The 11573-nt window shown below is 49.0% G+C and carries 7 protein-coding genes; 5 read left to right on the forward strand and 2 right to left on the reverse strand.

Annotated elements, in window-relative coordinates; translation table 11 throughout:
- Window positions 1-79: 79 nt before the first annotated feature.
- Together NDI35_RS25195 and NDI35_RS25200 are read left to right on the forward strand one after the other, a co-directional pair.
- The gene (locus NDI35_RS25195; RefSeq protein WP_445315108.1) at window positions 80-280 is read left to right on the forward strand and encodes a diguanylate cyclase domain-containing protein; all 201 of its coding nucleotides are present in this window, start codon (window positions 80-82) and stop codon (window positions 278-280) included.
- A gap of 23 nt (window positions 281-303) precedes the next feature.
- Window positions 304-858, forward strand: a complete 555-nt coding sequence (locus tag NDI35_RS25200) for an EAL domain-containing protein (RefSeq protein WP_445315109.1) — start codon at window positions 304-306, stop codon at window positions 856-858.
- On the opposite strand, the gene NDI35_RS25205 is transcribed toward NDI35_RS25200, so the two are convergent.
- Complete coding sequence (locus tag NDI35_RS25205) at window positions 769-5916, reverse strand: CHAT domain-containing protein (protein ID WP_445315110.1); 5148 nt, start codon at window positions 5914-5916, stop codon at window positions 769-771. The genes NDI35_RS25200 and NDI35_RS25205 overlap by 90 nt on opposite strands.
- A 205-nt stretch (window positions 5917-6121) precedes the next feature.
- Between NDI35_RS25205 and coaE the strand changes: the two genes are divergently transcribed.
- Both coaE and patX read left to right on the forward strand, forming a co-directional pair.
- Complete coding sequence (gene coaE, locus NDI35_RS25210) at window positions 6122-6853, forward strand: dephospho-CoA kinase (protein ID WP_445315111.1); 732 nt, start codon at window positions 6122-6124, stop codon at window positions 6851-6853.
- 816 nt (window positions 6854-7669) lie between these two features.
- Window positions 7670-7873, forward strand: coding sequence for a heterocyst-inhibiting protein PatX (gene patX, locus NDI35_RS25215; RefSeq protein ID WP_445315112.1), 204 nt, complete (start codon window positions 7670-7672; stop codon window positions 7871-7873).
- 308 nt (window positions 7874-8181) lie between these two features.
- Here the strand turns inward: patX and NDI35_RS25220 are convergent, their stop codons facing one another.
- Window positions 8182-9588, reverse strand: a complete 1407-nt coding sequence (locus NDI35_RS25220) for a TldD/PmbA family protein (RefSeq protein ID WP_445315113.1) — start codon at window positions 9586-9588, stop codon at window positions 8182-8184.
- A gap of 268 nt (window positions 9589-9856) precedes the next feature.
- Here NDI35_RS25220 and NDI35_RS25225 point away from each other — a divergent pair, with 268 nt between their 5' ends.
- Window positions 9857-11473 carry a sensor histidine kinase gene (locus NDI35_RS25225; protein ID WP_445315114.1) on the forward strand — a complete coding sequence of 539 codons (1617 nt, stop codon included), beginning with the start codon at window positions 9857-9859 and terminating at the stop codon, window positions 11471-11473.
- Window positions 11474-11573: the final 100 nt, after the last annotated feature.

An 11573-nucleotide genomic window follows, 5' to 3' on the forward strand; every position in this document is an offset into this window, starting at 1 on the left:
GCCGTTCGTTCAGTTGTCAATACTGGGAAGCGACAGGGTTTAACTGCTTATCAATCCATTCAAGAAGCTCTCTCTATTGATGGCTCCCTTTTTTCCCCTAGTTGAGCAATTACGGAAAACCTTTATCATCGGGGTCAGTATTGGAGTTGTTGCCATTAACCAAGCCAGCCAAGATTTGAGGGAGGTTATGGGGGCGGCTGATGCAGCTTGTTATGCTGCCAAAGGCAAAGGTCGCAACTGTGTTCATGTTTATCGTCGAGACGATGACGAACTAATATAATTAGACAACGTGGTGAGAAGCAGTTGATTTCCCAAATCAGCCGTGCGTTAGAAACCAATCGTTTTTGTCTCTACTTCCAAAACATTGGCTCTATTACCTCTAATCAATCATTAGAGCCTTATGAAATTTTGTTGAGAATGCTAGACAAAAACGGAGAAAGCGTTGCTCCCAATGAGTTTATTCTCAGCGCCGAGTGTTATGGCTTGATAACAAAGAGGGATTGTTGTTGGGTAATCGAAACTTTTTTATCGAATTATCATAATTTATCTGAACTAAAAGTTTTTAGTAAAGACTTGTATACAATCACTATTTCTGGCGCTAGCAGTCGAGTTTTTTTTATTTTTCTTGTTCGATTTTATGCCGTTTTCGATGTTGATGTCGCGGTCTCTAGTGTGAGTTACCGCACTTTTTTAGGTATTCCCATCCTCCGAGTTTTGCGACTTGTTCTCTCCCGGTTTTTTGGCCGCTCGCACCCTGTTCCTTCAGAATTACCACGGCGAACCGATCATTGTAAAAGCAGCCCAATAATAAGGATGCGACAAATTTCGATCGCCCCTAGCGGTCAACTCCGACGGTAAAGGCAGAGCTTGATTTTTGCCCGATCGCACCAAATAACCATCTTGCAACCGCACTTCTCCCCGTAACATCGCCAACTGCGCTTGCCGCAAAGCCTCAGCCTTAATCGGCGCTGTACGCAACTGCTGGTAAAACTCAGTCATCAGCCCCAAAGTACCGACATCGCTGACATACCACAAACTCGCCAAAGCCGATTTTACCCCCGCGTGTATCGCCAGCCCCGCAAACCCCAACTCAGCTTGTTCGTCTCCCACCGCCGTAGTACACGCACTCAAAACCAACAACTCCACCTGCGGGTTAGATAACTTCAACTGATCCAACTGATTCAACTGCAACTTAGTATCCCAAAACTGAATGTAAGAATTTTCCGCCCCCCCAGGCTGAAAATCGCCGTGAGTAGCTAAATGAATAATTTTGTATTGCGGTTGATTGCGCTTGTCCTTCAAATTTGCCAAAGTAAAAGCTTCATTGAGAAAAGACGAACCCGGCCAAATCTTGCCCACAATTGTCGATATTTCCAACGGCACCGCAGGCAAAGGATTTTGATCGTATTTGGCAGGAAAATTCGACGCACCCATCGCTAACACTTCAGAACCCTTAACATCGGCATAGCGAGTATCAGTTAAACTCAAACTCGGAATCAGCCCCAAACTGTACTTTTCTACCAAAAATTGCTTGCCGTCGTAAAGAGCAGCCAAAGGCAAAGTTCGTAAACCGGCATCCATCGAAAACACCAAAGTGTCAATCTTGTTAGCCTCCAAGTCCTCTTGCAGCGGTGCAATTAACCACTGGTAAAGTTCCTCGGCAGGTTGCTTGTAGTCAGCAGCATTCAATCTCCTGGGAGTTCTGATAGCATTAGTGAATTCTTTAGCAACTTGCAGCACAGTCTGGCGGCTTGCAGGCACGCTTTTAAAAACACTTTTGCCGTCTGGCAATAACAACACAAGTTCTAAATGTTTTTCTTTCGCCCACACGTAAAGGATGGCGGGTTTAACCCCAGTCAACCGATTGACGCTGCTGAGAGTATCTCGAATACTTTGCTGCGTGACTGACTTTTCAGTGAGAGTGCCCCCAAAGTAACGTTCAAATTCCCGGCCCTGAGTTCTATCCCTTTGCTGCACTGCGTCGATCGGATTTATTTGCGCGATCGAACTCGCTCTAGAAATCTCAGGAACCCTTACATTCCCGATACTTTCTGCACTCACCGCACTCGCCGGCTTCTGTGGAGTGGTTGCCACGCTGGCGTTTTCTGTCGCCGCAGGCGTACCCAAATTGTCTTTTAACACCGACGGCGACACCAGTACCGGGCCGGCAGCAGTCTCGTTCTGCCGCGCCTCAACAGACGCAGCAGCAGGTTCTGGCGAGACATTTGTGGTACTGCCCTTGGGCACCGACGCTGTGGTGCCGAGACTCACCTGAGTCACAATTTGTTGAGAATTGTCTGTAGTTTGCAGTTCCACGCTGGTAGTTGGTGCCGGACTCGGCACGATCGCCAGCGGCCCGATCGCAGTTGAGGAGGTGGCAGTGTTCGACTTCGAGTTTCCCGTCCCAACAGCCGCCGCGGTGCAGGTTCCGGAGGGGCAAGTGCTTTGCAACAGAGTCTGTGAACCCGATTGAGCCAGCCCGTCTGTAGAAATGCTGACCTCGGCGCGCTCTGCAGGCGTTGCTGTTCCCGGAGTCCGAAACGCTCCCCCCGCCTCGATTGCCACATCGCCGCCCGTATTGCCACGAGCTTTGATCGAAACAACTTCAACATCTTTCTGCCCGATAATTTGGCTCGAACCGGCACTTCCCGATTGCGAACTCGAGTTGATCACCCCTGTAACGATCCGGCCCGGCGCCGCAATCGAAATATCTCCCCCGCCTCTGGCACCAAAAGCATCGATGTTGCCTGTTTCTACCCCACCGGCGCTGCGAATATTGATAGGGCCCGCCACCCCGGAAGTTGAGCGAGATGAAACCGTACCCGCAGTCAACTTGCCTTGACTGCTAGTGATGTTAATCCCCGCAGTCGAGGTAACGTCTCCGACGGCTACAGTACCGCCCATCAGAGAGATCGTGGCGTTATCAGTGCCGACGATCGCACCCGTCCCCACGATCGCGCCTGCGCCATTGGGCGATCGAATCGTCGTCGGATCTTGAAACGTCACCGCCACTGGCGTTGAATTCGGCGTTGAATTTGAAGTTTCAGAAGGAATCGAGATCACACCGCTACCGTCAGCGCGCCCGATCGCGATCGAAGCAAACCCATTCCGAAAAGTGTTCAATTCCGCAGCAGTCAAGTTCAGAGCTTCTGTATCGCCAGAACCTTGAATTATAATATTTTGACTCGGATCAGCCGGTTGCAGCACCAGATTGCCGTTGCTGGCGATCGAATTTTTGTCACCTGTCAAGTCAATTTCGTTGCCCGTCAGGGTAATATCTCCCCCTGTTTGGGCGCCACCAGCTTCGATCGCCCTCGCAGTGACTCCATTGCGCCCCGTCAGCGTCACCTTCCCCGCGCGATCGCCCCTTGTGTCGATCGCTCCGGCAGTCACAGTGCCCTGTGCGGTAACACTAACATCTCCCGCCGAATTGCCTGTATCTTGGGAAGAATTGACAGAAGTGTTGATGGTGCGGGAAGTTCCAGTAAGTAGCCGACCGGTTGTGACATTGCCTGCGGTGCTGACGATGCGAATTTCCTGATTGTTGGTAGTGATATTTCCGGTTCGGATATTGCCATCAGCTTTGAGAGTAATTGAGGCATTGTCGGCCGCTGTCAAGGAATTGGTGGTAGTGATTGTTCCCAAACCCGCTGGCGATTGAATAATTAGCGGATCGTAAAATGTGAAATCGTTAGCAATCAGAATTGAACCGATACCGTTGCTGCGGCCGATCGTAATTCCAGCAAATCCATTTTGCAAACTTCCGAGGTCGTTTGCCGTCAGATTCAAATAAATATTAGTGCCGACATCTCCAGAACCGCCGATCGCAATATTTTGACCTGGACTCCAAGGTTGCAGTACCAAAAAGCCAGTACCGCTGACTGAATTTTTGTCGCCTTTAAAATTAATTTCATCACCAGTCAAAGTAATGTTTCCCGAACCCCCGGCGATCGAGTTCACTCCCAGAACACTCCGAGCCGTCACAGTTACATTTCCCGTCGCTTCCCGGCCGCTGGCATCAATTTTTTGGGCAGTTACGTTCAGGCCGTCGATCACAATATTCCCGCTACTGCCGGTGCTGGGATTCGATGAAGAAATATTGTTTGCAACGGTTGTTCCCGGACTAATCAAACTAATATTTCCGCCGTTGCTCGACAAATTGCCCGCAGTAATTTGATTTGCCGAAATGGTGAGTCCACCGCCCGCCGTGCTAATTGTATCTCCAGAATTCATCGAAAAAGCACCCGCACCATTGCGATCGGCATCTGCTGTCAATGTTACCGAACCAGTAGTTGCTTGAAAGCTCAACTGATTGTCCGCCAAATCAGCAATTGTAATATCATTGAGCGCTTCCAGAACCACATTTGCAGTCGCCGACATACTTTCCAAAGCTCTAGCCGAAATTGTCAGCGAAGGCTCAGAATTGTTTTCCTGTCCTGCTACCGTTCCTGTTGCCAAAATATTATTGTTGGCAATTATTTCCGCATCGCCCGCACCTTCTGGGGAATCTGTAATTAAAATATTTTCTGGATCTAACAGCAAAGTCCCCAAACCGTTTGTCCCAGAGGTATCAACAGTACCGTTAAAAATCAATCTTTGCTTGCCCGAAACTTCCACAAACCCCCCAACACCTGCGGTGGTTGTTGCAGAAACGCCATTGGCGCTGATGCTGCCCAAAAATGCTGTTGTGTTGTCAGCCCAGACCACAACTCTACCGCCGTTGCCTGATTCAGTTGCGTTGGCGGCGATCGAACTTTTGCCATCCACGTAAGTCATCCTGGCATTCGGCACAGTTCCCTCGCCTCGGTAATCTCCCCCGATCCGCACCGTTCCGCCGCCGTCCGGCCCCGAAGCCTCAATCTTCGCCCCCAACAGCCCTACCTTGTCGCCCAACACGTTGACGGTTCCTCCCGCGCCCCCCCTGGCAGACACGTCCGCAGAACCCCCTACCAGCGCAGTTCCAGCATCTGCAGGCACTGTTTGGCCGCCTGTGAGCAGGACTTCACCTTGAGCGTTCGTAGTTATACCCGTAGCGTTAGCCACGCCGGGGCCCGAAAGCAGTCCAGGTAAAGTCAGCGGAGAGAAGGGAACAGCTTCCGAACCCGACACTCCGGCTGCTGGAGAAACTTCTAAACTCAGCAAAATTCCGTTTTGACTCAACCGCACCAGATTTTCGCCCGGGACAGCCGCCACAGTAATTTGACCGCCCGGGGCTGACAGTTGCCCTGTACTGATGACCGTACCGCCCAGCAAAGTCAAATTTTGCCCGGTTCCGACAGCCAAGTTACCGGCATTGACAATACTTCCCGGCTGTGGGCCAAAAACAAAAGCATTCGGCGTTCCGACTAGGGCGGCGTAGTCGTTCGCCCCTGTACCGTTGAACCAACGGTCGTCAAAACCGATACCGTTAGCGGTGGTAGCCAAAAAAGACCCGGACACATCGAGTCGGGCATTTGTTCCGAAGATAATGCCTGCGGGATTCATCAGCAACAAGTTAGAATTGCCGCCACTAACTTGAATTAGACCGTTAATTAAGGAAGCGTCCCCACCGACAACGCGACCGAGGATATTTTTAACGCTTGGGTTGGAGATGAAATTGGCAGTTTCGCCCGAATTCAGACCGAACCGAGTAAAACTGTGGAACAAATTTGCTCCGTCTCTGGAGGTAGTGCCGCCTTTAATGTCGTAGCGAGGGGGCGACCCTGGACCTGGGGCGGTGACAGCGGTTCCGGTGCCGTCTGGGGCTGGAGTAATAGATTGTGCTGCAGCAATTTGAGATTGGGGATAAATTGCCACGAGTACCCATCCGTTGCTGTTTTCTTTGAGGAAAACCAGGTTGGGTAAAAAATCTAATATCAAAAATCCAGCCAGGGGAATTGCTGCCAGAATCGACCGCACAGCACGTTGAGCATTCATAAGTTTGCCTCGGTCTAGACCTTAATTCGAGTTTAAAATTGAGATTTTAGGTAAAAAAGAGTCGATCGCACCCCAATGCTGACACTTCCTAACGCGCACTCTCGATCGCAAATCTTAAATTTTAAGTCTAAATTTGATTGTGTCACCAACATAGCAAAGACTGACAGTAAGTGTCGAAACACAGGAAGTTTAAACAGAGAAAATTATGAGCGATCGAATTGTCCGTCTGATTGGTTTAACTGGGGGCATCGCCACCGGTAAAACCGCTATATCTAATTATCTGAGAGATGCCTGTGGATTTCCGATTTTAGATGCCGATATTTACGCCCGCGAAGCTGTGAACCCCGGTTCGCCAATACTTGACTCTATTGTAAAACGATACGGCGCGGGTATTGTGCTCCCGGACGGCCATTTAAATCGGCCAGAGTTGGGAAGTATTATTTTTTGTAACGCAGACGAGCGGCAGTGGTTGGAACAACAGATTCACCCTTACGTGCGCCGCCGATTAGTTGAGGAAACTCAAAGCTGCATTGCTGCATCGAGTTTGGTATCCCAAGGCACACAGGATTTAGGTACAAAGACTCAAGAAACCGGCTTTTTTCACCAAAAGCTAGAACCGAGTACTGTGGAAAAAAAACCCGATTTCTGTGCCAAGGCTGACACGTTGACTTTGGTTTTGGTAGTGCCGCTGCTTTTTGAAGCTAACATGACTGACTTGTGTACCGAAATTTGGGTAGTGTACTGTTCACCCGAAGTGCAGTTAGAACGACTAATGCAGCGAGACGGCTTGAGTTACGATCGAGCTCAGGCCCGCATTAACGCCCAGTTGCCGCTAGCTCAAAAGTGTCAACAAGCTGATGTTATTTTGGACAACTCGTCAACGCTCGACTCGCTATTCCTGCAGGTAGATGTGCATGTCAGTCGCTTTGAGATTTGATACTTGAGATTGACTCGGCGATATCAGTTTTAAAACCTGGTTTTTTTACTTTCTGCGCGGCAGTTCGATTTGAGAGTTGAGATTTGAGATTGACTCCACGATTTTGTCAACGGGCTTTTTTCCCCAACCGCTTTCGACTCCTCCTTCCGAGTGGCGCGTAAGCGCTCTTGTCACAAAGCAAGATCAGAAAAGATCAGAAAAGATCAGAAAAAATAAAAGGTTCACAATTTATTTAAAAATACAATAGCAACCATTTATGGAGTTAATGTGAAAAATTAGGCATTGCCCACTTTAAGGAATCTCATTCACCAAGATATTTATATGTAACGTGGTGATGGCGCGCTTGGGTACTCTCCTGTTGTGTCTTTAATCCCCGGGTTGCCGCTTCAACTCAATAAATTATCAAGTTAATCATAAAAGTAGTAAAACTTTACAATTGGCGGTTTTTGTTTCTTTCTTGGAAGACTGTTTCAAAAGGATTCCAGGGGTCATACCATTTTAGATTTTAGATTTTAGATTTTAGATTTGGGAATGATTTATAGCTACCAGGGTGGGGAACACGGGCATAGAAGAGTAGCATTCTTTTTTTGAACAGGGTCTTGAATTCTGCTGGTTGCCCGCAACTAGCAGAGAACTAGAAATTATCAGCGAACAAGCGACCTAGATGATGGATTTCACCCGCTTTTAACCAAAACTAAAAAAAATTGCAAGTGCCCTTACTTACTAATTGATGACTTCGCCACAATTATTTTTTTTATCCTGATAGCAGAGTACAGACTGCGTATCAAGAAGGGGAAAATACAAACACCAAAATTTATGATGCGCGTTTACTCTTCCATCCTGATGTCAAGCCTGTTACTGAGTGCTGGCGCAGTTAATGCTCAAAGCTTAGAAACTCGATCGACCTTTTTTGCTCAAGACAACTCTGCTCCCGAAATTTTAACCACTCTAGCTGGCACTCTGACCTTTGACGCAGATAACGGTAAAGATGAGCCGCCACCACGAGGCACCGGGAGATAAAGCCGAAAAAAGCGATAATTGCAGGGAATTAGGGGGATAATGGCAGAATATAAAATTGGGAGAAAAAGAGAAAAATTGAAGATTTCGATTTATTAATTCGGGACTTAGGTACTGCGTAGCAAAAAACCGATTTTTCAGCGGTATTTGACGAATCAAGACATAATTTTTGGCTATTCTGGTTTTTTTGGCCCAATATCGTCAAAATATCAGACACCACAAACGGGCGCGAAATGTTGCACTCAAAAAATAAAGGTAAAGCGCCAGTAGGAATCTGGCGCTTTACCTTTATTTTTTAAACTTTTGCAGCTTTAATCTTCTTCTGCTGCTTCGCCACCAACAACGACATCGCGAATCCGCAAACTCGGGCCGCCGCAGCCGACGGGCAAACCGCTTTGTCCTGCCTTGCCACAGCCGCCGGATTCATCCCAGTAGAAATCGTCGCCGATCGCCTCAATATCGGCTAAAGTGCTGAAAACATTACCCGAAAGAGTAACATCCCGCACCGGATTGTCGAGTTTTCCGTCGCGGATCATCCAAGCTTCGCCGGCACTGAAAGTAAACATTTCGCCGTTAGTCATGCCGCCTTGCCAATTGCGCGCATAAACTCCTTCTTTGATGTCTGAAAATAAGTCAGCAACTGGCGTGTCACCCCGTTCGATCCAAGTATTCGTCATGCGGACGATCGGCGGATAATGATAATTCAAACAGCGAGCATTGCCAGTAGGCGTTTCTCCCAATTTGCCCGCCGTTTCCCGCGAGTGCAGTCGCCCGACTAAAGCACCGTCTTTAATTAACTGAGTAGTAGTCGCAGGAGTGCCTTCGTCGTCGTAGAAATAGCTGCCCCGGTGTCCCTCTGGCGCTGCACCGTCGAAAATTTGCAAGTTTTCTGGGCCGAACTGGCGGCCGAGGGTCATAATTTCCAAAATGTCGGGATTTTCGTAGGCCATGTCGGCTTCGGAAAGATGCCCGAAGGCTTCGTGGACGAATAATCCGGTCAAAATTGGGTCGATGACGACAGTGTAGGTGTTGCCTTGGACGGGGGGTAAGGCTAGAGAATCTACGGCTCTCTGGGCGGCGCTGCGAACTTGAACATCGAGATCGGTTAAATCTTCGTAAGCTTTGCGGGAACCAGTGGTTTCGCGGCCGGTTTGTACGGTTTCCCCGCTGCGGGCTGTGGCGGCAAAGCGCATTTCCATGTCTGCCCAACCTTGTTCGAGCATCGTGCCTTCGGAGGTGGCGAGGATTATCCGCTGGGTGCTGTCGCCGTAGCGCACGGAGATTGTGGCGATGCGGGGGTCAATGCTGCGGAGGATGGCCGCGTAGCGATCGCACAATTGCTTTTTGTCAATTAGGGGAACCAGACGCGGGTCTGTTCCTGTCAGCGGCAGCAAGCAAATGTCTTGTACTGGGGTAACTGGCGCCAGGATCGTTTCTTCTTCGCCGATCAGTTTTGCCGCGGCAATGGCTTCTTCGATTCTTTCGGCGAGGGTGGAAAGTCGGTTAAAACTGGCAAAGCCCCAGCCGCCTTTGTGACAAGCCCTGACTTGGCCGCCAATTGAGACTCCTTCGCTGAGGGTTTCAATTTTTTCGCCCCGCAGCAGGATGTCGGTGCCTTCGGCTTCTTCCAGTCGAATTGCCAGATAATCGACTTGGTTGCGGTAGCGTGCCATTAAGTCTGACAGCAGATTTTTCGAGTCGGCGATCGAGGTGGGCATAAGGAAAGCACGGTGTTTAACTTACTTCATTTTGCACTTTTGTTAGGGCGATCGTCCAAAATATCGCCCCAAGCGCGGAGATTGCGACTTATTGGTACGGTTCTGCCAATATCGTGAGTTGACAAATGTGGATATCCTGTGAGTTAGGAGGAAGGCGCAAGAAATTATGCGGGATTTTTTGATCGTGCTGGTGCTTGACTCCTAACTCCTGAACTTTCCTATACATAAATACTTCACCCTTCATGCCTCCGAAGGTGGGTTTATAACTGTGAATACTTACTTTTTACCGACAATAAGCGAAATTTTAGCCTCCGAAGGCCAAGAAAATGACCTGAGTCTCTTTAATCCTAAGTTGGCGGGAGAAAACAACCGCCATCGGTGTCCTGCAAGCCGTGGGGCTTCTCGGCTGAAAGCTGAACAGGAATGGTACGGGGCGATCGCAGCTTTGAATCAAATGCTCGATCGGCAAAAAGCAGGACAAAAAACAGATGCCGATCGAGCAAATTGTCGATCGACAATCCCAAATTCTGGTCGGGGATTGGTATTGTCGGGCCCATCTTCGGTTTTGACTGACCCCGCTTTGGCCAACGGCTTTGCCAATTGGATTTTTACCAGTATTCCCGACAACGATGCAGCTTTGTGGTCTTTTCGGGCGAGACAAACTTTAGCTTTAATGCCGGCGGCTGATGTGCAAACATCGGTGCCGGCAGCGGCCCCGGCTTTGGCTTTGGCAAGTGGTGATCCGCTAGCCAACGAGCAGTTTTGTTTGGTTTTAACTGCTAGTTTTAGCTTGGTGATGGTTTTGGGTGAAAATTCTGCAGGAATTCCGGCTTTTCTATTTTCTTTCGATCCGCAAGTAGTCGCCAAAGCTTGGGAGGTTTTGCGGCGCAGGGTGACTGAAAGCGAATGTTTGCTTGCCAATTCTGACGGTAGCTTCAATTTACCAGGTGGCCAATTAACTAATAATTCTACTAAATTAGACGCCCTGTTCCAGCAGTTTTTGCCTGTGGAGCCAAATTATCAAACAGTGATGCAGTTCAGCCGCTTGCTGTTGCATAATTTGCCGATTGGGAAAGATGAAGCAGGCAGGATAAAGGATGAAAGAATTGATGATGGTTTGAGTCCGAGGCATAAAAAGTTATCGGCTACAGATATCAACTGCAAATCTCCAATTCCTCTCGCTACTAAAGAGGTGGAATTGCTACAGGCGATCGCCCATGAAGTCCGCACCCCTTTGGCTACTATCCGCACGCTGACTCGATTGCTGCTGAAACGTCCCAAACTCGATCCGGTGGTGGTCAAGCGTTTGGAAATGATTGATGCTGAGTGTACCGCTCAGATTGATCGCTTCGGTTTAATTTTCCGCGCCGTGGAATTGGAAATGTCGCAAGCCAAAAATTCTGGCGTGCAGCTAACAGCAATGTCCCTCGGTGAAGTGCTACAAAATAGCATTCCCCGCTGGCAAAAACAGGCTGCTGTGCGGAACCATACTTTGGAAGTTATTGTGCCGAAAAAGTTGCCGGCGGTAGTCAGCGATCCGACGATGCTGGATCAGGTTTTAACTAATTTGATTGAGAATTTTACTCGAACTTTGCCCTCCGGGAGTCGCATTCAGGTGGAGGTGACATTGGCGGGCGATCAGTTAAAGTTGCAGTTGGAATCGGAACACCTACCTGAAGGTAATGTCGCATCGACTTTTGCAGCTAAGGCGAATGCTCCTTTGCGATCGATCGGGCCTTTGTTGATGGTGCAGCCGGAGACGGGAAGTTTGAGTTTAAATTTGAGCGTGACTAAGAATTTATTTCGGGCTGCTGGCGGGAAGTTGGTAATTCGCCAGCGACCCCAAAAGGGCGAGGTGATGACGGTATTTTTGCCCCTGCAATAGTCAGTTGTCCGTTGTTGGTTGTCCTATCAATTCCGGTTGCATCGGAATGATTTAACCGCAGAGAACGCAGAGGAAGAGAAGAGAGAGCTCATTAATATCG

This window comes from Microcoleus vaginatus FACHB-2002, assembly GCF_040004035.1.
GTDB lineage: Bacteria > Cyanobacteriota > Cyanobacteriia > Cyanobacteriales > Microcoleaceae > Microcoleus > Microcoleus vaginatus_C.

What these genes read in the sequence shown, in the direction of transcription:
- NDI35_RS25195 (WP_445315108.1), top strand. Translation starts at nt 80, where the DNA reads ATGGCTCCCTTTTTTCCCCTAGTTGAGCAATTACGGAAAACCTTTATC.
- NDI35_RS25205 (WP_445315110.1), bottom strand. Translation starts at nt 5,916, where the DNA reads ATGAATGCTCAACGTGCTGTGCGGTCGATTCTGGCAGCAATTCCCCTG.
- coaE (WP_445315111.1), top strand. Translation starts at nt 6,122, where the DNA reads ATGAGCGATCGAATTGTCCGTCTGATTGGTTTAACTGGGGGCATCGCC.
- patX (WP_445315112.1), top strand. Translation starts at nt 7,670, where the DNA reads ATGATGCGCGTTTACTCTTCCATCCTGATGTCAAGCCTGTTACTGAGT.
- NDI35_RS25220 (WP_445315113.1), bottom strand. Translation starts at nt 9,588, where the DNA reads ATGCCCACCTCGATCGCCGACTCGAAAAATCTGCTGTCAGACTTAATG.